The sequence below is a fragment of the Serratia sp. TSA_198.1 genome (assembly GCF_052686505.1).
In genome coordinates this window covers 195532-220780 of the sequence record NZ_JBQZFP010000005.1, presented here as the reverse complement: position 1 = coordinate 220780, position 25249 = coordinate 195532, and the positions used below count along the sequence as shown (strand labels likewise).

Here is a 25249-nt window from a genome sequence, read left to right as displayed (position 1 = left end):
CATAATAAAAATATATCTCAGACGAGATATTACCAGCTAGTATGGTTCAGAAGCCACCAAACCTCTTCTACTCTTGGGGACTATAATCAAGAGTAATAATAATACAGCTAACGATATCAATTTGATACATTCAGAAAGCAACCTTCAGTTATTAATGGGTGTTTAAGTTATTTTAGATCGACTTTGTTTTCATACAAAAAACAGTTGGATTAATCTTTTATTTTTAACCAACTCGGGATTTAATCCTAATTTAACCTGATTACGGTAAATAATACTCTCAGATTGTACTATTCAGATATAGTTGAGACTAATCAACAAAAAAAATACCTCTATACTCCAGAAAAAGTTATTGATATACATTCATCATTCTATATTAATAACTGCAAACAAGAGGTTGTTATGTCGGGTTCTGGTGGTGGTAGCTATGGCGGTCAGTTTAGTGATGATTTTGAAGTAACCTGTGAAAAGCTCGCGTTTACTGCCCAGTTGAGCTCACCGGTTGCTGCCATCGTTTCGCAGCTTAATCCTGGAGACATTCTCAATATCACCCAGCAAACTCAGTCAGGACTTTCGGTCATTGCCGTTTTTTACCATAGCCAGTTTGTGGGTGGTATAGCCTCTCCACAAACCCTGCGTATGCGTGACTGTCTGAATTTGGGAACACAGTATGTTGCGCAAGTTCTTACCGTTAACAACGGACAGGTTCAAATCAGAGTATATGCGATATGAGTAGTAAAAATGTGGCTCATGACGATGAACTCACAATTGTCGGGGGCGTATACCACGAACATTGCCTTCATCCAGGTTATCGAAACTTTTACGGGTCTGCTGGCCGTGCCGCGTCAGCACTCGCCCATTTGGCAGTCCCAGTACTCCTGCACACTTACGCCAATGATCGCAATGCTCAGTTAATTCGTGAACGGGCTCATTTTGACAAGTTCAAAGTGGACATCCAGAAATCTGATAGACCCATTTTTTTTCAGTACGATCACGGACTGGCAGAACCCCGAATTTATGGGCTCCCTGACAAACCGTCCCCAGAACTTAATGTCAGAGCAACAAACGTATTACGCTACGGGATGCTGGAAGGTACCGCTGTCGTGAATGCCGAGTTTGCCGTGTATGACCCTCAGAATGTCTCAGCTCCGGAATCCTTTCATGCAAATGGTTCAACGGCGAAGCATCTGGCGCTAGTTCTCAACAACTATGAAGCTTCTACTTTAAGTGAAAAAAGGGGATTACCAGCTGCTGAGCAAGCTATAGAACTTTCCAGGCAGAATAACGCACAGGTTATTATTATTAAGCAAGGACCAGCCGGAGCGCTGGTCTATGATAATGGTAAAATATCAACCGTTCCGGCTTATGAAACTGAACGGGTATTCAAAATTGGTTCAGGTGATGTTTTTGCCGCATACTTCTCGAACGCTTGGATGATCGAAAAACTCTCAGCCCATGAGGCCGCAAATAAAGCTTCCCGTGCCACTGCGTACTATTGTGAAAATAACCACTTTCCCTCTCCCGACCTTTTAAAGGAATTCACGCCAGCAGCGATTACGCTATCAGAAACCTTTATCGCCGATGGACAGCGTTCTGTGTATCTTGCAGGACCATTTTTCTCTCTTGCTCAGCTATGGCTGATTGAGCAAGCACGGCGAAACCTGACGGATTTGGGTCTGAAAGTATTCTCCCCTTACCACGATGTCGGGCATGGCAGTGCGGATGACGTCGTTCAAAAAGACCTAGACGGGATCCGCAATGCGGATATTATTTTTGCTGTAGGAGATGGGTTGGATTCCGGAACCATCTATGAAGTGGGTTTCGCATGCGCCAATAATATCCCGGTCATTTTTTATTCCGAGAATGAAAGTGCGGAAGATAAGAAAATGATGGAGGGTTCAGGGTGCATTCTGTGCGATGACTATGTAACTGCAATCTATAAAACACTCTGGGTGGTTTCTCAAAAATGAAAACAGCTTTGTTGCTATCAGGTGGAATGGACTCAGTTGCTATTGCATGGTGGAAACGTCCTGAAATTGCCATAACACTAGACTACGGTCAGCGTGCTGCACAGGCCGAAATCAGTGCAGCCACCGAGACGTGTAAAGCCCTCAACATTGAGCATCACATCATCAGAGTTGATTGCAGTTCCTTAGGTTCTGGAGATATGGCTGGTAAAATAGCAGATGCCAATGCACCTGCCAGTGACTGGTGGCCCTACCGTAACCAAATGCTCATCTCGTTGGCTGCAATGAAGGCCATCACGCTGAGTGTAACTCACCTGTGGATTGGAACGGTTAAATCAGACGGATTACATTTGGATGGCACGACCGGTTTCGTTAGGAGAATGAGTGACCTAATGTCATATCAGGAAGGTTCCCTTGTTGTAGAGGCACCAGCCATTGAATATTCAACTGTAGAACTGATCAGAGAGTCGGGGATTTCACCTGGCTCTCTTGCCTGGGCGCACAGCTGTCACAAATCAAATATACCCTGCGGTTCATGCCGGGGATGCAACAAGTATTTTCAGGTATTGGATGAAGTTGGTTATGACTTGGACAGACCTCGGTAATCCTTTACCCTATGTGGAACCAGTAGCTTACGAGCCCGTTAAATGGCGAACAAGTGATATCCTTTATCTGATGCCTCCATCGGAAGGATTTTCTTTGCCACCAATTGATGCAGTTATTGAAGCCCGTAGAACGAGACGACGCTTTGGCCCACCAACCCAATACACCCTCTCTCATTGGCTCTGGTTGGTAGGTAGAGAAATGGCAGTGGGACATTCCAACCTCGGTTTCCCCCTAGCCAGAAGGCCTGTGCCTTCAGCTGGTGCGATTCATCCCATTCATATTGCTATTTCACTTCCGGATAGAGATGGCTGGCAGCTGTATTTACCGGAACGTCATGCCCTGGCTCAGCTAAAAACACCCTATGAAAACAGGGTGTTCGTAAGGGAACATCTGATGCCGGTGATTGATGTTCAGAAAGGTGTCGTCGTTAGGCTGCTCGCGGAACATGGCAAGACGGCAGCCAAATACGAGCATTCAGCAAGCCTTGTTTGGCGGGACGCTGGCGTGCTAATTGGACAAATGGCACTGGTTGCAGAGGCATTAACGTGCAATTTCTGCCCGTTGGGTATCACCGGGCATGAATGGATCTCGGGATTAGAACTGCAAAACCGTTTGGCCGGAGTCGGACTTGCGATTCTTGGAGCGCGCTGAGCGTGGTTTCAATTTGCTCAGTGGCTGCCCTCGTAAGGATTCAATCAAACCAAATACCGTATCTGAGGATCCCTGCATTTCATACCAAATGACCGCATCAAGCTCCGAGGCTTTTACGCCCATTGCTTCACTCAACTGTATGAAGCAGCTTTCAAGCTCCAAGTAGTCACGCTCAACAGTCAGGTTTTCCGGAAAGAAACCACCCAGCAGGCCAGCCCGAAGGATATGGATGTCGAGGATGGCAACATCATCTGCCTTCAACCAGTTGCGAGCCACCCAAGATGCTGTTTTATAGCCAATTCCTGGGGATAATAGCAGCCAGTCACGTAATTGACGGCCAGAGCCCAACGGTGTGTCTTCAGATGTCAGCCTGCTCAGCGCTGCAGCCAGATAATGTGATTTCTGTCGTGCGAATCGATAGCGTACCGATTTGGTCCCGATATCAATTGGTTCAGATAACCACTCGTACAGTTGTTCTTCTGGAGGTACTTCCTGTTCAAATGCACCGAGCCGTTTCAGCTTATTGAAGGCCGCAATACCAATAGCTGCTGGAATACCATGACCGCCCAGCAAACAGGCCCCCACTTCTTCCTTCAGTGTCCGCCCCAACTTATAGTTAACGGCGTTAATCTCCAGTCGCCGGGCAAGGACTTGATATGCCCAGTAAGCTGGTGACGGAAATGCGCTGATCGCTCCCCATTGAACACCTGGAATAATATCCTGATCTGGACCTGGGAAATCGAAACTAGCCACCGTAGGTCCTATAAATACAGCTCCACGTTGTGTCATACAGCCTCCAGACCATATTTGGAATTTATCCATTGAATTAGTTCGCTACGCTCTGTCGGTTCCATTTGGTCAATGCGGTCGTACAGACGGGTACGACGACGTGCAAAGGTCTGACGTTCGCGATAGGTACGCCCTTGATAGCGCGAATCATGTAATTTTTGTGGGGGATCAAAATTCATCCACACACACTCTTCCCGGATGCCTGAGTGCGTTTTTGCGTTGAAGCTCTCCCGACGCCACCCCTTCAACAACTGATCATAAAGAGGATTTTCATAACCGGAAATCATGACGTAACACGGAAGTTTGATGAGCAGTGCCAGAAACTGGTGATGATCGTCATCCGAATATTCATGTCGATATATCCGGCTTCTTTTTCGGGAGCTCAAAACATAGGGTGGGTCAGCGTAGATAAGCTCTCCACCCTGAAACCTAAATTCATCAAGAACGGTTAAAGCATCGGCCTGAATAAGCTCACAAAGGCCATTTTTCTCATCGCGCCAGTGCTGGATTACCAAGCTGTCGAGATCGATACCGATATTCCTTTCTGCCGGTAACTTATTACGCATGACAGCGCCGCCACCTAAGTGGGTCTCAATGTAAGTGTGATGCTGAGGCATCATATTAATGATGCGCTGGAAGCATTTGCCTTTTCCGCCTGGATATCTCATATGCGAATCATCGTCATTTTTGACGATGATGTCAATATCTAGTCCTCCAAATATAACGCCATTTAGGGCTAATTTCGGCTCATCGCCGCCACCGCATTCAGCAACTGGCCCAGCTCGTCGCGGCGGGTACTGGTTTGCGCCAGTTCGTCCTGCATAAAGGCGTTGACCAGCGTACCGACCTCCTGGGCGCTGTCCCCCAGCCGTTGGCTGATCTGCCGTTCCTGTTCATAAGCCGGCAGGTAAGCTTCGATTCGGTTTTTGTAGTCGTCGAGCGCGCTCAACAGCGGTTGCAGCAGGGGGCGCTGGGCATCGCTAAGCCGTCGGCTGAGGGCGTTTGCCGTGCTGCGCGCGTCATCAATCGCCGCTAACAGCGGCGCTTCGGATTCGCGGTTCAGGCTCAGCAACAGGCCGCGCGCGCCGTAGCGCACCAGGGTCAGCTTCTGATTCAGCTGCACAAAAGCCAGTTGCAGGTCGCCATTGGTCAACTGGCGCTCTACCTGATTCAGGCTGTCTTGCACTTCCGACATGTTCCAGCTTTGGCGTACCGCATCTTTTGCCGCCACCGCCTTTTCGAAGGCGTTTTGCTGCTGCTGGTATTCGCCGATCAAGACCATCAGCCGCTGCAGGTCTTGCCGGTTTTTGGCATCCCAGTCCAACGCCTGGCCCTGTTTGATCAAGCGTACCGCGTTTTCTATATTGGCGCGGTTATTCTTCAGGTACTCCGGCCGGTAGGTCTGGCCGAACAGCGCCCGGTTATATTTGGCCTGATTGATTTCGTCATTCAGCCGGTTGCTGAAATCGATGCGGTCGGCGCGGGATTCGATGATATTCAGGTATTGTGCGCCGGTGCCGGCGATGATCGCCGTCAGCAGTAGCATCAGACCAAATCCGAGGCCGAGTTTTTTACCCACGGTGAGATGAACGAACTTTCCTGCCAGTGTTTGCAATGCCGCCATATTATTTTTCCTTTGCGGGCGAACGTCTATTGAACAAACCATCGGCAAAGGGCGGTCAAACTTTAGCGGATTTTGGGTAAAAAAATGCCCGCTTCACGCGGGCATCATCAGTGTTGGGGGCGAATTACTTCTTCGCAGCGAAGCGTGCTGCCGCTTCGTCCCAGTTAACCACGTTCCAGAATGCTTTGATGTAGTCTGGGCGTTTGTTCTGATATTTCAGGTAGTAAGCGTGTTCCCACACGTCCAGGCCCAGGATTGGGAAGCCTGAAGCGCCGGCAACGGCTTCGCCCATCAGCGGGCTGTCCTGGTTAGCGGTAGACACCACGGCCAGTTTGTCGCCTTTCAGCACCAGCCAGGCCCAACCTGAACCGAAGCGGGTCGCTGCGGCTTTCTCGAACTCTTCCTGGAATTTCTCGACGCTGCCGAAATCGCGCTCGATAGCAGCTTTCAGATCGCCACCCAGCGTGGTACCGATTTTCAGGCCTTTCCAGAACAGGCTGTGGTTAGCGTGGCCGCCGGCGTTGTTACGCATGAAAGTGCGCTTGTCGGCTGGCACTTTATCCAGATCCTGGATCAGCGCTTCAACGCTCAGCGAAGCCAGCTCAGGGTACGCTTCCAGCACGGTGTTCGCGTTGTTGACGTAAGTCTGGTGGTGTTTGGTGTGATGGATTTCCATCGTCTGCTTGTCGAAATGCGGTTCCAGTGCGTCGTAGGCGTACGGCAGGGATGGCAGTGAATAACTCATAATCATCATCTCCAGTGGGGTATGGGCGGCGCAAGGTGCGAGCACCGCGTAAGCAGTCGGATCATTATAGTTAATTAAATGATCTTGAAAATGATTATCAATGCCCTACTTAGTGTAGGGGATTAAATTAATCCTCAATGCGCTGCGGGTGAGTAAACACCGTGGCGCGGCCGGGTTTGCTGAAACCGACCAGCGTCAGGTTGCTGCGCTCGGCGATTTCCACCGCCAACGAGGTGGCAGCGGAAACCACGAACAGGATCTCGACGCCGCACATCGCGGATTTTTGTACCATTTCATAGCTGGCGCGGCTGGAGACCAGGATCGCGCCCTGTTGCCAATCTTGCTTCGCGCGCACGCCGAGCAACTTGTCGAGCGCTACGTGGCGGCCGACGTCTTCGCAGCCGCCCAGCAGGTCACCCTGCGGCGAAATCCAGCTGGCGGCGTGGGTACAGCCGGTGAGCTGCCCGACGCTCTGCACCTGCTTGAGCTGCCTCAGCGCGTGGTCGAGGTTGGCGAGAGAAAAGCGTTGGGTGAACGGCAGCGCAGGCAGCGGGCGGAAGATGTCCGCCAACTGTTCGATGCCGCACACGCCGCAGCCGGTGCGGCCCGCCATGGCGCGGCGGCGCTCCTTCAACCCGGCAAAGCGGCGGCTGGAGAGCTCAATTTGCACCTCCAGCCCGTTACAGGTTTGGTTAATCTCTATACTGTAGATATCGCGCGGTGACTCGATAATGCCTTCGGACAGCGAAAAGCCGAGGGCGAATGCCTCCAGATCTTTTGGCGTGCACATCATCACCACGTGAGAGATGCCGTTATAGACCAGGGCGACCGGCACTTCTTCCGCCAGCCAGTCCGGCTGTGCGGTGGCGAGCTGCCCGCGCTGATAAACCTGGGCCTGGGTCACCCCTGTGAGCGGGGTCTCATTTATGTGCTGCTCTGGGTTTATAGTGTTCACTTAACTGGCACCTGTTTGTAACAACCCCATATACGCTGTGGTAATATTGCCGCGTAAAAACAAGATGGATTTTAGCGCTTCCCGCTTCAAGGGGGAAAGCGCCATTTGAAACAATGTGACAATCGAGAGTGAAAGGAGACCCCCATGCAGGTCAGCAGAAGGCAGTTCTTTAAGATCTGCGCTGGCGGTATGGCAGGAACGACGGTAGCCGCACTGGGCTTTGCCCCGGAAGTGGCGTTAGCGGAGACCCGGCAGTACAAACTGCTGCGCGCCCGTGAAACCCGTAATACCTGTACGTATTGTTCCGTCGGCTGTGGGCTGTTGATGTACAGCCTTGGTGATGGCGCCAAAAACGCCAAAGAAAGCATATTCCACATTGAAGGGGACCCGGATCACCCGGTAAACCGCGGCGCGCTTTGCCCGAAAGGCGCGGGGCTGGTCGACTTCATCCACAGTGCAAGCCGTCTCCAGTTCCCGGAGTATCGTGCGCCAGGGTCAGATAAATGGCAGCGCATTACCTGGGACGATGCCTTTACCCGCATCGCCAAGCTGATGAAGGAAGACCGCGACGCCAACTTCGTGAAAACCAACGAACAGGGCGTCACCGTCAACCGCTGGCTGAGCACCGGCATGCTGTGTGCCTCCGCTTCCAGTAACGAAACCGGTTATTTGTCGCAAAAATTTAGTCGCGCTCTCGGCATGCTTGCCGTAGACAACCAGGCGCGTGTCTGACACGGACCAACGGTAGCAAGTCTTGCTCCAACATTTGGTCGCGGTGCGATGACCAACCACTGGGTTGATATCAAGAACGCGAATTTGATTATCGTCATGGGCGGTAATGCGGCGGAAGCGCATCCGGTGGGGTTCCGCTGGGCGATGGAAGCCAAAATTCACAATAAAGCCAAGCTGATCGTCATCGATCCGCGCTTTACCCGTACCGCATCGGTGGCGGATTTCTACACGCCGATCCGTTCCGGGACCGACATCGCTTTCCTGTCGGGCGTCCTGCTGTACCTGATGACCAACGACAAAATCAACCGCGAATACGTCGAGGCCTACACCAACGCCAGCCTGCTGGTGCGGGAAGACTTTACCTTCGACGACGGCCTGTTCAGCGGCTATGACGCGGAAAACCGCAAATACGATAAAACCACCTGGAATTACCAGCTGGATGAAAACGGCTTCGCCAAGCGCGACGTCACGCTGCAGGATCCGCGTTGCGTGTGGAACCTGCTGAAACAGCACGTCAGCCGCTATACGCCGGAGGTGGTGACCAACGTGTGCGGCACGCCGAAGGAAGATTTCCTCCAGGTGTGTGAATACATCGCCGAAACCTGCGTGGCGGATAAAACCGCATCGTTCTTGTACGCCCTGGGCTGGACCCAACATTCGGTCGGCGCGCAGAACATTCGCACCATGGCGATGATCCAGCTGCTGCTCGGCAACATGGGCATGGCGGGCGGCGGCGTCAACGCGCTGCGCGGCCACTCCAATATCCAGGGTCTGACCGATCTGGGCCTGCTGTCGCAAAGCCTGCCGGGCTATATGACGCTGCCGTCGGAAAAACAGCCGGATCTCGACACCTACCTGAAGGCCAATACGCCGAAGGCGCTGCTGCCGGGCCAGGTGAACTACTGGAGCAACTACCCGAAATTCTTCGTCAGCTTGATGAAGAGCTTCTACGGCGACAAGGCGCAGAAAGACAACGGCTGGGGCTTTGATTGGTTGCCGAAGTGGGACAAAGGTTACGACGTGCTGCAGTACTTCGAGATGATGTCGCAAGGGAAGGTCAATGGCTATTTCTGCCAGGGCTTTAACCCGGTCGCGTCGTTCCCGAACAAAAACAAGGTTGTGGCCTCGCTGTCGAAGCTGAAATTCCTGGTGACGATAGACCCGCTCAACACCGAGACCTCCAACTTCTGGCAGAACCACGGCGAGTTCAACGACGTCGATCCGTCGAAGATTCAGACTGAAGTGTTCCGCCTGCCGTCCAGCTGCTTTGCCGAAGAAAACGGCTCGATCGTCAACTCCGGCCGCTGGCTGCAGTGGCACTGGAAGGGCGCGGATGCCCCGGGCGAAGCGCTGAACGACGGGGAAATCCTGGCGGGCATTTTCATCCGCCTGCGCGAGATGTACGCACGTGAAGGCGGCGCGGTGCCTGAACAGGTGCTGAACATGACCTGGGATTACCTGACGCCGGAAAACCCGGCTTCGGAAGAAGTGGCGATGGAAAGCAACGGCAAGGCGCTGGCGGACATTCTCGACGCCGACGGCAAAGTGCTGGCGAAGAAGGGCGAACAGCTCAGTACCTTCGCTCACCTGCGCGACGACGGCACCACCGCCAGCGGCTGTTGGATCTTCGCCGGCAGCTGGACGCCGGCCGGCAACCAGATGGCGCGGCGCGATAACGCCGATCCGTCCGGCCTCGGCAACACGCTGGGTTGGGCCTGGGCCTGGCCGCTCAACCGCCGCATTCTGTATAACCGCGCTTCGGCCGACCCGCAGGGGAAACCCTGGGATCCGAAACGTCAGTTGCTGGAGTGGGACGGCGCCAAGTGGGGCGGGGTGGATATCCCGGACTACAGCGCCGCCGCGCCGGGCAGCGACGTCGGGCCGTTTATCATGCAGCCGGAAGGCATGGGCCGTCTGTTCGCCACCGACAAAATGGCGGAAGGGCCGTTCCCGGAACACTACGAGCCGTTCGAAACGCCGCTCGGCACCAACCCGCTGCACCCGAACGTGGTGTCCAACCCGGCGGCGCGCGTGTTCAAGGACGATCTGGCGGCGATGGGCAAATCCGACAAGTTCCCGTATGTCGGCACCACCTATCGTCTGACCGAGCACTTCCACTACTGGACCAAGCACGCGCAGCTCAATGCCATCGCGCAGCCGGAGCAGTTTGTGGAGATCGGCGAGAAGCTGGCGGAGAAAAAAGGCATCAAGCACGGCGATACGGTGAAAGTCAGCTCCAACCGCGGCTATATCAAGGCCAAGGCGGTGGTGACCAAGCGTATCCGTACTTTGCAGGTGAACGGCCAGGAAGTCGACACCATCGGCATCCCGATCCACTGGGGTTACGAAGGGGTGGCGAAGAAAGGCTTTATCGCCAACACGCTGACGCCGTTTGTCGGCGATGCCAACACGCAAACGCCGGAGTTCAAGGCGTTCCTGGTTAACGTGGAAAAGGTGTAACGGAGACGAATTATGGCAATGCAATCTCAGGACATCATTCGTAAATCCGCCACCAATGGTTTCACGCCGGCCCCGCGCGCCCGTGACCACCAGGAAGAAGTGGCCAAACTTATCGATGTCACCACCTGTATCGGCTGCAAGGCCTGTCAGGTGGCCTGTTCCGAATGGAACGACATCCGCGATGAAATCGGCAGCAACGTCGGGGTTTACGATAACCCCGCCGATCTGACCGCCAAGTCGTGGACGGTCATGCGCTTCTCCGAAGTGGAGGAAAACGGCAAGCTGGAATGGTTGATCCGCAAGGACGGCTGCATGCACTGCGCCGATCCGGGTTGCCTGAAGGCTTGCCCGTCGGAAGGCGCAATCATTCAGTACGCCAACGGCATCGTCGACTTCCAGTCCGAGCACTGCATCGGCTGCGGCTACTGCATCGCCGGCTGCCCGTTCGACGTGCCGCGCATGAACAAGGACGACAACCGGGTGTACAAATGCACCCTGTGCGTCGACCGCGTTGATGTCGGCCAGGAACCGGCCTGCGTGAAGACCTGCCCGACCGGCGCGATTCATTTCGGCACCAAGGACGCGATGAAGCAGATTGCCGCCGAACGCGTCGGCGAGCTGAACTCCCGGGGGTATCAGAACGCCGGTCTGTACGATCCGGCGGGCGTGGGCGGCACCCACGTGATGTACGTGCTGCACCACGCCGACAAACCGCAGCTGTACCACGGTTTGCCGAATAACCCGACCATCAGCCCGGCGATCACGTTCTGGAAAGGCGTGTGGAAACCCCTGGCGGCCATCGGCTTTGCCGCCACCTTTGCAGCCAGCGTGTTCCACTATGTCGGCGTCGGGCCAAACCGCGTCGAAGAGGAAGACAACGACGAGCTGCACGATGAGGAGACGCGCAAATGAAGAAGGAAAAGCGGATTCAGCGCTACAGCGCGCCGGAGCGGATCAACCACTGGATTGTGGCGTTCTGCTTTGTGTTCGCGGCCATCAGCGGGCTGGGGTTCTTTTTCCCTTCCTTCAATTGGCTGATGAACATCTTAGGTACGCCGCAGCTGGCGCGCATCCTGCACCCCTTTGTCGGGGTGATCATGTTTGCGGCCTTCCTGCTGATGTTCCTGCGCTACTGGAAGCATAATCTGATCAACCGCGAAGACATCGTCTGGGCCAAAAACATCCACAAAATCGCCATGAACGAGGAAGTGGGCGACACCGGGCGTTATAATTTCGGTCAGAAGTGCGTATTCTGGGCAGCTATCATCAGCCTGGTGCTGCTGCTGGCCAGCGGTGTGGTGATCTGGCGGCCGTACTTTGCGCCGTCGTTCCCGATACCGCTGATCCGCATCGCGCTGCTGGTGCATTCGCTGGCGGCGGTCGGCCTGATCATCGTGATAATGGTGCACATTTACGCCGCGCTGTGGGTAAAAGGCACTATCACCGCGATGGTCGAAGGCTGGGTGCCTGCGGCCTGGGCTAAAAAACATCATCCGCGCTGGTACCGAGAGGTCCGCGAGAAACAACAGGAAGACAAACCCTGATGAGCATCCGCATCGTTCCTAAAGAGCAGTTAGGGGCACAGCGCGAGAAGTCCACAACGGCGGAGACAATTCCGCCGTTACTTTTCGCCAATTTGAAAAGCCTCTACAGCCGCCGCGCCGAACGCCTGCGCAAGCTGGCGACGGACAACCCGCTGGGCGACTACCTGAACTTCGCCGCCCAACTGGCCGAGGCGCAGCACCATGCGCTGCACGACAACCCGTTGCAGTTGGATCTGACCGAAGCGCTGCAGCAGGGCGCGGCCAGCGGCAAGCCGCCGCTGGATTTGAGCGTCTATCCGCGCAGCGAGCATTGGCACCGGCTGCTGGGTTCGCTGATCGCCGAGCTGCGTCCGCAGGCGCCGGAACACATTCTGGCGGTGCTGGATAACCTGGAAAAGGCGTCAGCGCATGAGCTGGAGCTGATGGCCGACGCCTTGCTCAACCGCGAGTTCGGCAAGATCGGCAGCGAGAAAGCGCCGTTCATCTGGGCTGCGCTGTCGCTTTACTGGGCGCAAATGGCAAGCCTGATCCCCGGCAAGGCGCGCGCGGAATATGGCGAGCATCGTCAGTTCTGCCCGGTGTGCGGCAGCATTCCGGTCTCCAGCGTGGTGCATATCGGCACCGTCAGCGGCCTGCGCTATTTGCACTGCAACCTGTGCGAAAGCGAGTGGCACGTGGTGCGGATAAAATGCAGCAACTGCGAGCAAACCCGCGATCTGAATTACTGGTCGCTGGACAGCGAGCTGGCGGCGGTGAAAGCGGAAAGCTGTGGCGACTGCGGCACTTACCTGAAGATTTTGTATCAGGAAAAAGATCCGCATATTGAAGCGGTGGCCGACGATCTGGCCTCGCTGGTGCTGGACGCCAAGCTGGAAGATGAAGGTTTTGCCCGCAGCAGCATTAACCCGTTCCTGTTCCCGGGGGAGTAAATCGCAAAACGCCGGTATTTGCCCCTTACGAGTGGTCAGATGATTAATTTCAGACTGTGCATCTGGCATTCACGGGGGCGAGTTGCTACGTTTACGCAATGACGCGCAACGCGAAAGAAAAGGGACGGACGATGTTGAAGACCATTGCGAAACTCACGGCGATCGCCGTTCTGGCGATCGGGCTGTCGGCCTGTGACAACAAGGAAGACACCAAACCGGCAGTACCTAAGCCGGACCCCAAGCCGATCGTGACGCAGCCCATTGCGCCGCCACCGCCACCGGTGGAAAGCGAACCTGTGGGGCTGAAGGTATCGCTGCAAAGGGGTAACGTGACCTTTTTACTGCCGGCGGGGTTTAGCGATCAGACCCAGAACAGCGGCATCGTCAACGACAGCAAATCCACCATTCAGCGTTTCCTCGACGGCAAGACACGCCAGAGCACCGTCTCTTCTGAAGTGGTCCCTCCTGATGACATGAAGCTCAACACCAGCGATAAAATGCTGAAAGATCTGACGCAAAGCATCATCACCGAGCTGGCCGACCGCTATCAGAATATCAAGACCACCAAAGAAGAGAACTTCAGCGTCGGCAAGCAGAAGTTTCATCGGCTGGATACCGAGCAAAGCGTCAATGGGCAAAAGGTACTCTCCACCTTTGTGCTGACGGTATTGAATAAAAGGGTGGTGACGTTGCAAATGCTGTCACCGGCCAAAACGCCGGAGGCGCACCAGGCGCTGGTTCAGCGGATTATCGACACGCTGGTGGTGAAATAACAACGCTGTGATTCGACAGCTCGGGGGGAAGACGGATGAAGCTGATTGGCAGTTATACCAGCCCTTTTGTACGCAAGATTTCCGTGATGTTGCTGGAAAAGGGGATCGCGTTCGAATTCGTTAACGATCCGCCGTATGAGCCGGGCAGCCGGGTGGTGGAGCTGAATCCGCTCGCCAAGGTGCCGGTGCTGGTGGCCGATGACGGCGTAGCTTATTACGACTCGCGCGTCATTGCCGAATACCTCGAACTGCTTCCCGCCGGCCCGGCATTTTTGCCCGCCGATCGCACGGCTGCGCTGCGCATTCGCCAGGTGGAAGCGCTGGCCGACGGCGTAACCGAAGCCGCCGCCACGCTGTTTCGCGAGAGCAAACGCGCGCCGGAAAAACAGGACGAAAACTGGATACTGCGCCAGCGCGACAAGCTGACGCACGGGCTGGACGCGCTGGAGAGGCTGGCGCAGGAAAAGGCGCTGCTGAACGCCGCCGAGCTGACGTTGGCGGACATCGCTACTGGCTGTGCGCTGGGCTACCTCAATTTCCGCCGCATCATGCCCAACTGGTGCGTCGAACGGCCTGCGTTGATCAAACTGGCCGAGCGGCTGTTTGCCCGCGAAAGTTTTGCCCGCACTTCACCCCCCTGAATTCCCTCACCCCGCTTTGGCGGGGGGTTGTTTTATGCCGCATCCTCACACAAAAAAACCGAGCGACCATGAGCACTGAATCCCACCTTCTTTACAGCCAGTTACCCGCCATCGACCGCCTGCTGCACGATCCCGCTATCGAACCGCTGGTGGCCCAATACGGCCAGACGCTGATTAGCGATCTGCTGCGCGAATTGCAGTTGCAGGCGCGTGAGACGATCAAGCAGCAGCAGCGGCTGCCCGATTGGTGCAGCGACTGGCCGCAGGCGCTCAGCGCCGGTTTGGCGCAACGGCAGCGTTCGGCGCTGACGCCGGTCTTCAATCTCAGCGGCACCGTGCTGCACACCAACCTTGGCCGCGCCCTGCTGGCGCAACCGGCTATCGAGGCGGTGAGCCATTCGATGGGGGCGGCGGTGACGCTGGAATACGATCTGGACGGCGCCGGGCGCGGGCATCGCGATCGCGCCGTGGCGGATTTACTGTGCCGCCTGACCGGTGCGGAAGATGCTTGCATCGTCAATAACAATGCGGCGGCCGTGTTGCTGATGCTGGCGGCGATTGCGCCCGGCAAGGAAGTGGTGGTGTCGCGCGGTGAGCTGGTGGAAATCGGCGGCGCGTTCCGCATCCCCGACGTGATGCGCCAGGCGGGCTGCCGGCTGGTTGAGGTCGGCACCACTAACCGTACCCACCTGAAAGATTACCGCAACGCCATCAACGAACAAACCGGGCTGCTGATGAAGGTGCATACCAGCAATTACAGCATTCAGGGCTTTACCGCCGCGGTGGATGAAGCCGAACTGGCGCAGCTTGGCACTGAATATGGCGTGCCGACCGCCACCGATCTGGGCAGCGGTTCGCTGATTGATATGGCGCAGTACGGCCTGCCGGCCGAGCCGATGCCGCAGCGGCTGCTGGCCGCCGGGGTGGATCTGGTGACTTTCTCCGGCGACAAGCTGCTGGGCGGCCCGCAGGCCGGGATTATCGTCGGCAAAAAGGCGCTGATCGCCCGGTTGCAGCAGCATCCGCTTAAACGCGCGCTGCGTGTCGGCAAGCTGACGCTGGCGGCGCTGGAAGCCACGCTGCGTCTCTACCAGCAGCCTGAATGGTTGGTGGAGCGACTGCCGACGCTGCGGCTGCTGACCCGCCCGCAGCAGGCGATGCAGGCCGCAGCCGAACGCTTGCTGCACGCGCTGGAACCGCAGTTTGGCGAACGCTTCCAACTGCGCGCCGAACCGTGCTGGTCGCAGATTGGCAGTGGCTCGCTGCCGGTGGACAGGTTGCCCAGCTACGCATTGACCTTTACGCCGCTCGACGGCCGTGGGGCGACGCTGGAAGCGCTGGCAGAACGCTGGCGCCGCCTGCCGCAGCCGGTGATCGGCCGGATTAACGACGGCCGGCTGTGGCTGGATCTGCGCTGCCTTGAGCAGGAACAGGCGCTGATTGAGGCGTTGAACGCATGATTATCGCCACCGCCGGCCATGTCGATCATGGCAAAACCACCCTGTTACAGGCGATCTCCGGGATCAACGCCGATCGCCTGCCGGAAGAAAAGCGCCGCGGCATGACCATAGATCTGGGCTATGCCTACTGGCCGCAGCCCGACGGCCGGGTGCTGGGTTTTATCGACGTGCCCGGCCATGAAAAATTCCTCGCCAATATGCTGGCGGGCATCGGCGGCATCGATCATGCGCTGCTGGTGGTGGCCTGCGACGACGGCGTGATGGCGCAAACCCGTGAACATCTGGCGATCCTGCGGCTGAGTGGGCGTCCGGCGCTGACGGTGGTATTGACCAAGGCCGATCGGGTGGACGAAGCACGGGTTGACGAGGTGCGGCGGCAGGTTAGCGATGAACTGGCGCGGCAGGGCTGGCCCGATGCGCCGCTGTTTGTCACCGCTGCGGTGCGGGATCGGGGGATTGACGCCCTGCGCGCACATCTGCTGGCGTTACGGCCTGATGAGCATGCGCTGACGCGCCGTTTCCGGTTGGCGGTAGACCGCGCCTTCAGCGTGAAAGGGGCGGGTCTGGTGGTAACAGGCACCGCGCTGGGTGGGCAGGTGGCGGTAGGGGATACGCTGTGGCTGACCGGTGCGGACGTTCCGGTGCGGGTACGCGGTCTGCACGCGCAGAATCAACAGGTTGAGCAGGCGCAGGCCGGGCAGCGCATCGCACTGAACATCAGCGGTGACGTCAGCAAAGAGCAGGTGGCTCGCGGTGACTGGCTGTTGGCGAAAAAGCCGTTGCAGGCGGCAGAACGCATTCTGGTGGCGCTGGATGCCGACCAGCCGATAAAGCATTGGCAACCGCTGCATCTGCATCACGCCGCCAGCCATATCACCGGCCGGATTGCGTTATTGAATGAACACCTGGCGGAACTGATCCTCGATCGCCCGTTGTGGCTGGCGGACAACGATCGGCTGGTGCTGCGCGATATCGGCGCCCGCCAGACCCTGGGCGGCGCACGGGTGCTGAGTTTGACGACGCCGAAACGCGGTAAACGCCAGCCGGATTACCTTGCCTGGTTGGCGGCATTGGCGCAGGCCGGCGACGATCGCCAGGCGCTGGCGCTGCACCTGCCCAATGGGCCGCTGGATCTGGCGATGTTCGCCTGGGCGCGGCAACTGACCGAAGGCGGTCTGGCCGAGCTGTTGGCGGACCATGAATGGCTGATTGCCGGCGAGTGGGCGTTGGCGCAGGAGAATGCACAGCAGGGCCAACAGCGCTTGCTGCAAGTCCTGTTCGAGTATCACCAGCAGCATGCCGATCAGCTTGGGCTGGGGCGAGCGCGTCTGCGGCGTATGGCGTTGCCTTCGTTGCCTGAAGCGCTGGTATTTATGATGATCGATCGGTTGCTGGCCGCCGGCAGCGTGCGTAATACGCGCGGCTGGCTGCACTTGCCGGAGCATGGCCTGGCGTTCAGCGCGGAAGAACAGAGTCTGTGGAGCCGTATTGCGCCGCTGTTCGGTGACGAAGCCTGGTGGGTGCGCGATTTGGCCGCGGAATTGGGCGAAGAAGAGGCCCCCGTGCGGGCGACGCTGCGTAAAGCGGCGCAGTTGGGTCACATCGCGGCGGTGGTGGTGGACCGTTACTATCTCAGCCGGCGTATCGAACAGTTCGCTGCGCTTATCCGCGAGTTGGATGCGACGCAGGGCAGCGCCAACGCCGCCGATTTCCGCGACAGGCTCGGCGTCGGCCGCAAGCTGGCGATTCAGGTGCTGGAGTTTTTCGATCGCAGCGGCTTTACCCGCCGCAAGGGCAATCAACACCTGCTGCGCGATAGCGGGCTGTATACCCGTCATACTTGAAGTTGCCTCTGTGTTGGCTGCGAGCACTCACCCCAGTCACTTACTTGAGTAAGCTCCTGGGGACTCATGCTCTTGCCGCGTTACTCGGCAAAGCCTCGCCCCGTTGGGGCCAGCCCAAGCGCTGTTCAACAAAGCCGTGGCTTTGTTGTGATGCAACTCCAATTATTTTGGGTATAGCCGTGTATTTTGATTAAGTCTCGAGGTCATCAGGATGAATACTGAAGGTTTATCGCCACTGTCCGTAGGAAAAGATGATGAAAAGTATGACGGGCCTGTGCGAGAGAAAGAACAGAGGTGCTTGACGCTAGAGGCACTTAGTGATGTTGAACAGATGAATATTATTAGCCATGAGGCGGTACTGGCATGGGCTATGAGTTTGAGAACTGATTCACCAGACTGATAGTGTTAAATCCTGTGTAAATCTTGAAACACGGAAAGAGATATTGTCTCTTCCCGTGTCGTTAACCCGGCGCTTGTTACAGCGCTTGGTTAGGCGCAGGCGTTGCGTCGCCGCTGCGGCGTTTGCTGAGGAACAGCGCCACCAGCGCCAGCCAGCACAGGCCGCTGATCAGGTTAAACAGGTTGAACAACCCGCTGCCGCCCCAGACATAAGCCACTTTCGCCAGCTCGATGCCGACGGTAAACACCAGCATGCTCAACATGCCCATGGTGGCGGAGACCGTCCCTTTGCTGACGGCGCTTGAGAACAGCGTCAAGCGGTACAGCCCGGCGTTGGCCAGCCCGATACCGAAGGCGTACAGGCTCAACCCGGCGGTCATCCACAGATAGGCATGGCTGGAGAACAGCGTAGCCAGCGCCGCGATCAGCAGCCCCAGCATCATAGGTAGCGCGCCCAGCTTGATCAGGCGCTCTACGCTGTTTTTGCCGGTCAGGCGTGCCAGCGTCAGGTTGCCGAGGATCAGCGCGCCGAACACCGGGATCTGCAACAGGCCGTAATCCAGCGTCGACAACGATTCGCCGCTGATCAGGATCACCGGCGACTGGGCAATCCAGGCCAGCAACGGCAGGCTGGCGAAGCCGATGGCCAGCGCCCCGCAAACAAAGCGGCGGTTGCTCAGTACCTGGCGATAGTCGCGCCACAGGTTGGCGGCCGAGAATTTATCGCCCTGCAGCGAGGCGGTTTCCGGCATCGCCTTCCACAGGCCGTAAAAGGCGATCGCCGCCAGCGCCGCGAACAGCACGAACATGCTCTGCCACGGCGCGACGTGGATCAGCGCTGCCCCGGCCAGCGGCCCGAGCAGCGGGGCGATCAGCGCCACGTTGGCCATCAGCGCGGTGATTTTTATGCACACCGATTCCTCGAAGGATTCCTGTATCGTGGCGTAGCCGACCGCGCCGATAAAGCACAGGCCAATGCCCTGCAGGAAACGCATAAAGATAAACTGCTCGATGTTGGTCACCAGCAAAATGGCCAGACAGGCGACGATAAAGAACGCCACGCCAGCCAGCATCACCGGGCGGCGGCCACGTCGGTCCGACAGCGGGCCGAGCAGCCATTGCAAGAAAATGCCGCCGGCCAGATAGGCGGTCATGGATGTCGGCACCCACTCTTCGCCGGCGTTGAACTCCGCCACCACCGCCAGCATACCGGGCTGGATCATATCGTTGGCGATATAGGTGGCAAATTCGAACAGCACCAGACAAAGAGGGAATAAAAGCGCCTGTCGGCCCAAGCGTGCCGCAGGTGGTAATGTCGTTTTCATATTTATAGTACTGATAGTGAAGAAGAAAAAAGGAACTGCCAGGGCGGGAAGCGCAAACTGAGCGAGTTATGGCGGCTATTTTGCCGCCAATTGTTCACCTTAGCAACGATAAGGTGTTGTTTCAGCACATTCTGATATTTCGCTTTTGGGTTGTCGCCGCGCCCTGCGCTCTATAACCTCTTATTAACAGATCAATATGACACAACGTCGGGCACCGTTTTGAGCACTAAAATTGGCTGGATAGATAACCTGCGCGCGGTGGCGTGCATGATGGTGGTGATGATCCACGCCACCACCTATTACGTCACCAACGGCTTGGCGGTGGGGGAACATAACTGGGACATCGCCAACGTGCTGAACGGCATGTCGCGCGTGTCGGTGCCGCTGTTTTTCATGATTTCCGGCTATCTGTTTTTCGGCGAGAAAAGCGCCGGCAAAAAACATTTCATCCGTATCGGCTGCTGCATCCTGTTCTACAGCCTCATTGCGCTTGCCTATATTGCGGCCTTCACCAAAATCGGCTTCTGGCCGTCGCTGCGCGGCATGCTGCAAAAACCGGTGTTTTATCACCTGTGGTTCTTCTATGCGATTGCGGTGATTTACCTGCTCTCGCCGCTGATCAGCGTCAAACCGGTCTCGCGCCGTTATCTGGCCGGGGTACTGGTGATCCTGGCGGTGATTGCCAACCCTAATACCGGTGCGGTGACCGTCGGCAACGCTCACCTGCTGCCGGTCAATCTGTATATCTACGGCGATACCTTCTATTACCTGCTGTACGCGCTGGCCGGGCGGGCGATTGGCATGATGGACACCGGGCGGCGTGGCATCAGCTGGCTGGCGGCGCTGGGTTTTGCACTCAGCGTGGCGTTGATCGTTCGCGGCACCAAAAGCCAGATGTTCATCAACGGCAGCTTTGCCGATACCTTTTACATCTACTGCGGCCCGCTGGTGTTTATCGCGGCGGTGTCGCTGCTGGTGTGGTTTAAGAACTGCCTGCCGGATCCGATCGGCTGGCTGGGCATTTTTTCCCGCCATTCGCTGGCGATCTACGGTTTTCACGCCATTATCGTCAACTTTATGCGCAGCCGGCATCTTGAACTCACCGCCCATCCGCTGTTGGATATCTTCTGGGTATTCGGTGTGGCGCTGGCGCTCAGCCTGCTGCTGTCGATGGGGCTGCAAAAGCTGGACGTTCGAAGGCTGGTGTCATAACGGGTTTTGCCCGCGCTGTTGCGCACGCCGCAGCTGGCGGCCGGACGAGAACCCGGCAGCCAGCGCCGCTTTTTCAAGCCCGTAGCCTTGTTGCAGCCGCTGTTGCGCCACGGCCAGCCGCAGCTGTTCATGATATTCCCGCACGCTGATGCCGATATGGCTGCGGAACAGCCGCGCCAGATGGCGGCTGCTGACGTGGGCTTTTTCCGCCACCTGCGGCACCGACCATTCGGCCTCCGGCTCGGCGGCCATCACGTCCTGGGCGCGGTGGACCGCCGGGTGCAAATGATTGCGATAGCGCAACCACGGCGAAAGCTGCGGGTCGTCGCCGGAACGGCGGAAATACACCACCATTTCGCGGGCGACTTCCGTTGCCCGGGTTGCGCCGCACTGGCGGTTAATCAGGTGCAGCGCCAGATCGATACCGGCGGTAATGCCGGCGCTGGTGTAGACGCTGCGGTCTTCGACAAAAATGCGGTTTTCTTTCACCAGCGCCGCCGGTGCCTGCAGGCGCATGCGTTCGAGCACGTCATGGTGAGTGGTGCACTGGTAGCCGTCGAGCAAGCCTGCCTGCGCCGCCAGCAACGCGCCGGAACACACGCAGACCAGCGTGATGCGCTGGCTTTGCAGATCGGGTTGCAGCGCCGCCAGCCAGCGGCGAGCCTGCTCGGCTTGCGGATTGGCAAAGTAGCGCGCCGAATCGCTGACTCCCGGCACCACCAAAATCGCGCCGTCTTCCAATCGGGCAGGCAGCGGCTCCAGCCGGCTCAGCGTCATGCCGATGGAGCAGGTTATCTGCGGCTCCGGGCCGATGTAATGCAGGCTGAACGTTCCGGCCAGGCGCAGGGTTTCGGCCGGGCCGCTGACGTCCAGCGACAGCACCTGGGGCAGCATCAGAAAGTAGACGGCCTGCGGCATTATGACTCCTGTGACAGTTGCGCCAGCACCTCATCCACGCTGGCGAGCTGGGCGAAACGGTCGACCAGCACCGTCTCAGTATGCCGCTTGAGCTGTTCGGTGGTAAAGATCTGGCCGTCGGGGTGTTGCATCGGGAATGTCAGGGTCGCCTCGGTGACGAAGGTCACCCGATAGCCGAGATCGCTTGCCACGCGGGTGGTGGTTTCGCAGCATTGCTCGGTACGAATGCCGGAGATAATCAGGTGATTGATCTCCCGTTCACGTAGCCAGGCGTCCAACCCGGATTCGGTCAGCGCGTTATGCACCTGCTTGTGCACGGTAACGTCCGCCTGGTGGTTGAGGAACGGCAGACGTTGCACAAAGCCGGACGCCAGCGAGAATGGCCCCTGCGGGGACACGTGGAACACGTCGACCAGCGCCACGCCCTGCCGACGGCAGCCTTCAATTAATGTTGTGATCGCCTGCTGGAAAGCGGGCAGATCGTCCTCTTGCCAGAAAGGGCGATGCTGGAATGATTGCTGAACATCGATGATCAATAATGCGCTATGTGACATTTTCGGCCTCCGCCTGTGGGGTGTAACGCCATACTGCGCCGTTATCCTGCAGGGAAGAAGGCCAAAAACGGCCATCATGATGGCATCAGCGGACCAGCATCAGGCTTTGCTGACCTGGCCGGCGACCAGACGCCCCCGATGGAAGGTAGCGCGGCGTGCAGGCAGGCGGGCCACCGCCTCGGCGGAGCAACTGGCGTCGATCAACACGAACTCCGCGCTGTCGCCGGCTTTGGGCCATGCGCGTTGGCCTTTGTCGTTCAGCGGCAGCACGCCGCCGGTGGAAATGGCCAGGGCGCGCGACAGATGGAACTCATCCGAACCGCGATACAGCTGGGCGTAGAGATTGGCTTTTTCCAGAATGTCGCCGGTGCCGAACGGTGACCAATGGTCGATCACGCTGTCGGTTCCGGTCATCACAAATACCCCTTTTTCGCTGAGCTGCGGCAGCGGCATCATCAGCCCGCCGATCGGCACCGTGGAGGCGATGGTGATTTGCTGCGCCGCCAGGCGGGTGGCGGTTTCCGCCAGCTCATTCGGGTTCAGCGTGGTCAGGGCGAACGCGTGGCTGATGGTGACCTTACCGCGCAGCGCCGGGTTTTTTTCTACGGTGGCGATCATGTAGTTAATCGCCGCTACCCCGGCGGGGCTGGTTTCATGCAGGTGGATATCGACGCCTTTGCCGGTGTCGAGCGCAATCTGGAACATCGCGTCCAGCGACGCCTCCATTGCGCCGTCGACGTTGGTCGGATCCAGCCCGCCGACGTATTGCACGCCCATCTGCATGGCCTCGCGCATCAAGCCGTCGACCTTAGAATGCAACAGGCCGTGCTGCGGGAAGGCGACGATTTCGCAGCTGAAATCCGCCTGGTGGTTTTCCAGCGCACGTTGCAGGTGCTCCAGGCTTTTCAACCCGCTGACCGGATCGATATTGCAGTGGCTGCGCGCTACGGTGCTGCCTTTGGATTGCAACAGGGCGATCAGGTTTTCCGCGCGCTGTTGCGAGGTCGGCAGCAGTTTGGGGATCAGCGTTTGTTCCAGCGCGATCATGTCCATGATGGTTTTGCCCTGGCGTGGGCGCGGTGCCTGCCACGGGCCGCTGTAGAAGGTTTTGTCCAAATGGATGTGCATGTCGCGAAACGCCGGCAGCAGCAACTGACCCTGGGCCTGATAGCGCGGCACGCCCGCGATCGGCGCCGTATCCGCCGCGTGGATGGCGGCGATTTTGCCGTCTTTGATTTCCAGCTGGTAGAGCGCGGTACGGGTGCCGATCACCGTATCGCCATCGTATTCGAAACCCTCCTCCAGCCGTACGTCGCTCAGCACGTAGTGATGGTCGGTCAGGGTCATGGGTTTGGCCTCCGGCGCACAGTGGCCGCCAGCCTGCGGTGCAGCCTGCGCCACGCCGCCGGTCAGCCCGATTACCGCGCAGGCGGTGGTTAGCTTGCCGGTTTGGCTGAGGAAAGCTCTGCGGCTTTGTTGTTGGTTTTTTTCCACGTTCAGTTCCTTAATCCAGAGGTGAGGTATGTCAAAAAACACCCACCAATTTAGGAGAGGAACCCGCAGGTTGGCAGCGACATTTGCCACTGGCGACTATTCGATTTGGTAATAATGAGGGGGCAGGGTTACTGCCCCCAGGGCGTTACATCAGCGGCAACAAACAGGTATACAACTCGCGGAAGGTGCTGCGCCGCGCGGCGTAGTGCCGATGGCGTTCGGCATCCGGTTCGTGCAGCTGTTCCAGCGGCAATTCGGGCAGCAGGTCGCTCAGCGGGCGCTGCGGATTCAGGGCGATCTGCGCCAGACGCGCGGCCCCCAGCGCCGGGCCGACGTCGCCGCCGGTGCGGTATTCCAGCCGTTGGCCGCTGATATCCGCCAGCATCTGCCGCCAGAACGGGCTGCGTGCGCCACCGCCGATCAAGGTGATGCTCGAAGGTTGCAGGCCGCTGGCGTGCAGCACGTCCATGCCGTCCGCCAGGGCAAAACCGACGCCTTCCAGCACCGCCCGCGCCAGATCGTTCGGCCCGTGCTGGTGAGTGAGCCCCCAGAACGCCCCTTTGGCGTTGGGATTGTTGTGTGGCGTGCGTTCGCCGGAAAGGTAAGGCAAAAACCACAGCGGGGCTTCCGCCGGAGGGGCTTGTTCGACGTTGCGCAGCAGGGTGGTGACGCTGTCGACGTTGGTCAGTTTGCAGACCCAGTCCAGGCAGGAGGCGGCGCTGAGCGTCACCGACATCAGGTGCCAGGTGTCGGGCAGCGCATGGCAGAAGCTGTGCACCGCGCTGGCCGGGTTGCTGAGAAAGCCGTCGCTGACCGCAAAGTAAACGCCCGAGGTGCCGAGCGACAGCATGGCTTGCCCGGCCTGATACAGCCCAACGCCGATCGCCCCGGCGGCATTGTCGCCACCACCGGCCACCACCGGCACCGGCGGCATGCCCCAGCGCCTGGCCAGCTCGATGTGGGTCTGGCCGGTGATTTGATTGCCTTCGAACAGCTGCGGCATGTGGCGGCGCGACAGGCCGCAGGCAGCCAGCATCTCGTCGCTCCAGTCGCGCTGCGCTACGTTAAGCCACCCGGTGCCTGCGGCGTCCGACATATCGCCGGCGAATTCGCCGGTCATGCACCAGCGCAGATAATCTTTGGGTAACAGCACCTTATCGATCTGGCTGAACAGGTGCGGTTCGTGCTGTTGCACCCACAGCAGCTTGGGTGCGGTAAAGCCGGGCATCATCAGGTTGCCGGTAATTTGCCGCGATTGCGGCACCGCCCGCTCCAGCGCCTGGCACTGCGCGGCGCTTCTGCCGTCGTTCCACAGAATGGCCGGGCGCAGCACCCGTTGGCGGTCATCCAGCAGCGTGGCGCCGTGCATCTGGCCGCTGAGGCCAATGGCCTTCACCTGTTGCAGACTGTGCTGCTTGCCCAGCGCCAGCATGGCGCGATCGGTGGCGTGCCACCAGTCCTGCGGCGCCTGTTCTGACCACAGGGGATGGGGGCGGGAGATGGGCAGCGGTTCACTCTGGCTGGCGAGCAGTTGGCCCTGCTCACCGAGCAAAATGATTTTTACGCCGGAGGTGCCGAGATCGATGCCGATGTACATGATTGAGATCCTTTAAGGCGCGGCGGACGGTAC

Annotated in this window: 22 protein-coding genes and 1 pseudogene; 13 read left to right on the top strand and 10 right to left on the bottom strand. The window is 58.0% G+C overall.

The window, feature by feature from the left end:
- Positions 1-282: 282 nt before the first annotated feature.
- Genes ACUTSW_RS19730 through ACUTSW_RS19715 form a run of 4 tightly spaced genes read left to right on the top strand, consistent with a single transcriptional unit; the run spans position 283 to position 3221 of the window.
- The gene (locus ACUTSW_RS19730; protein WP_445585165.1) at positions 283-729 is read left to right on the top strand and encodes a hypothetical protein; all 447 of its coding nucleotides are present in this window, start codon (positions 283-285) and stop codon (positions 727-729) included.
- Complete coding sequence (locus tag ACUTSW_RS19725; protein ID WP_445585164.1) at positions 726-1967, top strand: PfkB family carbohydrate kinase; 1242 nt, start codon at positions 726-728, stop codon at positions 1965-1967. Before ACUTSW_RS19730 ends, ACUTSW_RS19725 begins: the two co-directional genes overlap by 4 nt.
- Positions 1964-2569, top strand: a complete 606-nt coding sequence (locus tag ACUTSW_RS19720; protein WP_445585163.1) for a 7-cyano-7-deazaguanine synthase — start codon at positions 1964-1966, stop codon at positions 2567-2569. Before ACUTSW_RS19725 ends, ACUTSW_RS19720 begins: the two co-directional genes overlap by 4 nt.
- Positions 2547-3221 carry a dehydrogenase gene (locus ACUTSW_RS19715; protein ID WP_445585162.1) on the top strand — a complete coding sequence of 225 codons (675 nt, stop codon included), beginning with the start codon at positions 2547-2549 and terminating at the stop codon, positions 3219-3221. Before ACUTSW_RS19720 ends, ACUTSW_RS19715 begins: the two co-directional genes overlap by 23 nt.
- On the opposite strand, the gene ACUTSW_RS19710 is transcribed toward ACUTSW_RS19715, so the two are convergent.
- The 5 genes and pseudogenes from ACUTSW_RS19710 to fdhD all read right to left on the bottom strand — a co-directional run bounded on the left by ACUTSW_RS19710 (position 3165) and on the right by fdhD (position 7334).
- Positions 3165-4010: an 8-oxoguanine DNA glycosylase gene (locus tag ACUTSW_RS19710; RefSeq protein ID WP_445585161.1), complete on the bottom strand. Its 846-nt coding sequence runs from the start codon at positions 4008-4010 to the stop codon at positions 3165-3167. The two genes, ACUTSW_RS19715 and ACUTSW_RS19710, sit on opposite strands and share 57 nt — an antisense overlap.
- Positions 4007-4678 (bottom strand): DNA adenine methylase, encoded by a 672-nt coding sequence (locus ACUTSW_RS19705; RefSeq protein ID WP_445585160.1) that lies wholly within the window; start codon positions 4676-4678, stop codon positions 4007-4009. The genes ACUTSW_RS19710 and ACUTSW_RS19705 overlap by 4 nt, the downstream gene beginning before the upstream one ends.
- A 71-nt stretch (positions 4679-4749) precedes the next feature.
- Positions 4750-5634 (bottom strand): annotated as a pseudogene (locus tag ACUTSW_RS19700) (methyl-accepting chemotaxis protein); the annotation flags it as partial.
- A 124-nt stretch (positions 5635-5758) separates the two neighbouring features.
- On the bottom strand, positions 5759-6379 hold the full coding sequence (sodA, locus tag ACUTSW_RS19695; protein ID WP_004950661.1) for a superoxide dismutase [Mn]: 621 nt from the start codon (positions 6377-6379) through the stop codon (positions 5759-5761).
- Between the two features lie 127 nt (positions 6380-6506).
- A complete protein-coding gene (gene fdhD, locus ACUTSW_RS19690; RefSeq protein ID WP_434462048.1) occupies positions 6507-7334 on the bottom strand; it encodes a formate dehydrogenase accessory sulfurtransferase FdhD in 828 nt (275 codons plus the stop codon).
- Positions 7335-7478: 144 nt separating this feature from the next.
- On the opposite strand from fdhD, the gene fdnG reads away from it, so the two are divergent.
- The 8 genes from fdnG to selB all read left to right on the top strand — a co-directional run bounded on the left by fdnG (position 7479) and on the right by selB (position 17717).
- Positions 7479-10526, top strand: a complete 3048-nt coding sequence (fdnG, locus tag ACUTSW_RS19685) for a formate dehydrogenase-N subunit alpha (RefSeq protein ID WP_445585159.1) — start codon at positions 7479-7481, stop codon at positions 10524-10526.
- Positions 10527-10538: 12 nt separating this feature from the next.
- Complete coding sequence (gene fdxH / locus ACUTSW_RS19680; RefSeq protein WP_445585158.1) at positions 10539-11438, top strand: formate dehydrogenase subunit beta; 900 nt, start codon at positions 10539-10541, stop codon at positions 11436-11438.
- Entirely contained in the window at positions 11435-12070 is a 636-nt protein-coding gene (gene fdoI / locus ACUTSW_RS19675; protein WP_212556834.1) for a formate dehydrogenase cytochrome b556 subunit, read from the top strand. Before fdxH ends, fdoI begins: the two co-directional genes overlap by 4 nt.
- Entirely contained in the window at positions 12070-12999 is a 930-nt protein-coding gene (fdhE, locus tag ACUTSW_RS19670) for a formate dehydrogenase accessory protein FdhE (protein WP_004950679.1), read from the top strand. Before fdoI ends, fdhE begins: the two co-directional genes overlap by 1 nt.
- A gap of 131 nt (positions 13000-13130) precedes the next feature.
- Positions 13131-13772 carry a DcrB-related protein gene (locus tag ACUTSW_RS19665; RefSeq protein ID WP_445585157.1) on the top strand — a complete coding sequence of 214 codons (642 nt, stop codon included), beginning with the start codon at positions 13131-13133 and terminating at the stop codon, positions 13770-13772.
- 35 nt (positions 13773-13807) lie between these two features.
- On the top strand, positions 13808-14413 hold the full coding sequence (locus ACUTSW_RS19660) for a glutathione S-transferase (protein WP_445585156.1): 606 nt from the start codon (positions 13808-13810) through the stop codon (positions 14411-14413).
- A gap of 68 nt (positions 14414-14481) precedes the next feature.
- Positions 14482-15873 (top strand): L-seryl-tRNA(Sec) selenium transferase, encoded by a 1392-nt coding sequence (selA, locus tag ACUTSW_RS19655; protein ID WP_445585155.1) that lies wholly within the window; start codon positions 14482-14484, stop codon positions 15871-15873.
- Entirely contained in the window at positions 15870-17717 is a 1848-nt protein-coding gene (selB, locus tag ACUTSW_RS19650) for a selenocysteine-specific translation elongation factor (RefSeq protein WP_445585154.1), read from the top strand. The genes selA and selB overlap by 4 nt, the downstream gene beginning before the upstream one ends.
- Before the next feature lie 476 nt (positions 17718-18193).
- Here the strand turns inward: selB and ACUTSW_RS19645 are convergent, their stop codons facing one another.
- The gene (locus ACUTSW_RS19645) at positions 18194-19441 is read right to left on the bottom strand and encodes an MFS transporter (RefSeq protein WP_062869140.1); all 1248 of its coding nucleotides are present in this window, start codon (positions 19439-19441) and stop codon (positions 18194-18196) included.
- Positions 19442-19660: 219 nt separating this feature from the next.
- Here ACUTSW_RS19645 and ACUTSW_RS19640 point away from each other — a divergent pair, with 219 nt between their 5' ends.
- The gene (locus tag ACUTSW_RS19640; protein WP_445585153.1) at positions 19661-20653 is read left to right on the top strand and encodes an acyltransferase; all 993 of its coding nucleotides are present in this window, start codon (positions 19661-19663) and stop codon (positions 20651-20653) included.
- Here ACUTSW_RS19640 and ACUTSW_RS19635 read toward each other — a convergent pair.
- The 4 genes from ACUTSW_RS19635 to xylB all read right to left on the bottom strand — a co-directional run bounded on the left by ACUTSW_RS19635 (position 20648) and on the right by xylB (position 25216).
- Positions 20648-21571 (bottom strand): GlxA family transcriptional regulator, encoded by a 924-nt coding sequence (locus ACUTSW_RS19635; protein ID WP_445585152.1) that lies wholly within the window; start codon positions 21569-21571, stop codon positions 20648-20650. The two genes, ACUTSW_RS19640 and ACUTSW_RS19635, sit on opposite strands and share 6 nt — an antisense overlap.
- Positions 21571-22125: a cysteine hydrolase family protein gene (locus ACUTSW_RS19630; RefSeq protein WP_445585151.1), complete on the bottom strand. Its 555-nt coding sequence runs from the start codon at positions 22123-22125 to the stop codon at positions 21571-21573. Before ACUTSW_RS19630 ends, ACUTSW_RS19635 begins: the two co-directional genes overlap by 1 nt.
- 99 nt (positions 22126-22224) lie before the next feature.
- Positions 22225-23619, bottom strand: coding sequence for an amidohydrolase family protein (locus ACUTSW_RS19625; RefSeq protein WP_445585150.1), 1395 nt, complete (start codon positions 23617-23619; stop codon positions 22225-22227).
- A gap of 145 nt (positions 23620-23764) precedes the next feature.
- On the bottom strand, positions 23765-25216 hold the full coding sequence (gene xylB / locus ACUTSW_RS19620) for a xylulokinase (protein ID WP_445585149.1): 1452 nt from the start codon (positions 25214-25216) through the stop codon (positions 23765-23767).
- Positions 25217-25249: the final 33 nt, after the last annotated feature.

What these genes read in the sequence shown, in the direction of transcription:
- ACUTSW_RS19645 (WP_062869140.1), bottom strand. Translation starts at nt 19,441, where the DNA reads ATGAAAACGACATTACCACCTGCGGCACGCTTGGGCCGACAGGCGCTT.
- ACUTSW_RS19725 (WP_445585164.1), top strand. Translation starts at nt 726, where the DNA reads ATGAGTAGTAAAAATGTGGCTCATGACGATGAACTCACAATTGTCGGG.
- xylB (WP_445585149.1), bottom strand. Translation starts at nt 25,216, where the DNA reads ATGTACATCGGCATCGATCTCGGCACCTCCGGCGTAAAAATCATTTTG.
- selB (WP_445585154.1), top strand. Translation starts at nt 15,870, where the DNA reads ATGATTATCGCCACCGCCGGCCATGTCGATCATGGCAAAACCACCCTG.
- ACUTSW_RS19715 (WP_445585162.1), top strand. Translation starts at nt 2,547, where the DNA reads ATGACTTGGACAGACCTCGGTAATCCTTTACCCTATGTGGAACCAGTA.
- ACUTSW_RS19710 (WP_445585161.1), bottom strand. Translation starts at nt 4,010, where the DNA reads ATGACACAACGTGGAGCTGTATTTATAGGACCTACGGTGGCTAGTTTC.
- ACUTSW_RS19635 (WP_445585152.1), bottom strand. Translation starts at nt 21,571, where the DNA reads ATGCCGCAGGCCGTCTACTTTCTGATGCTGCCCCAGGTGCTGTCGCTG.
- ACUTSW_RS19660 (WP_445585156.1), top strand. Translation starts at nt 13,808, where the DNA reads ATGAAGCTGATTGGCAGTTATACCAGCCCTTTTGTACGCAAGATTTCC.
- selA (WP_445585155.1), top strand. Translation starts at nt 14,482, where the DNA reads ATGAGCACTGAATCCCACCTTCTTTACAGCCAGTTACCCGCCATCGAC.
- ACUTSW_RS19705 (WP_445585160.1), bottom strand. Translation starts at nt 4,678, where the DNA reads ATGAGATATCCAGGCGGAAAAGGCAAATGCTTCCAGCGCATCATTAAT.
- fdhE (WP_004950679.1), top strand. Translation starts at nt 12,070, where the DNA reads ATGAGCATCCGCATCGTTCCTAAAGAGCAGTTAGGGGCACAGCGCGAG.
- fdoI (WP_212556834.1), top strand. Translation starts at nt 11,435, where the DNA reads ATGAAGAAGGAAAAGCGGATTCAGCGCTACAGCGCGCCGGAGCGGATC.
- fdxH (WP_445585158.1), top strand. Translation starts at nt 10,539, where the DNA reads ATGGCAATGCAATCTCAGGACATCATTCGTAAATCCGCCACCAATGGT.
- ACUTSW_RS19665 (WP_445585157.1), top strand. Translation starts at nt 13,131, where the DNA reads ATGTTGAAGACCATTGCGAAACTCACGGCGATCGCCGTTCTGGCGATC.
- ACUTSW_RS19720 (WP_445585163.1), top strand. Translation starts at nt 1,964, where the DNA reads ATGAAAACAGCTTTGTTGCTATCAGGTGGAATGGACTCAGTTGCTATT.
- sodA (WP_004950661.1), bottom strand. Translation starts at nt 6,379, where the DNA reads ATGAGTTATTCACTGCCATCCCTGCCGTACGCCTACGACGCACTGGAA.
- ACUTSW_RS19630 (WP_445585151.1), bottom strand. Translation starts at nt 22,125, where the DNA reads ATGTCACATAGCGCATTATTGATCATCGATGTTCAGCAATCATTCCAG.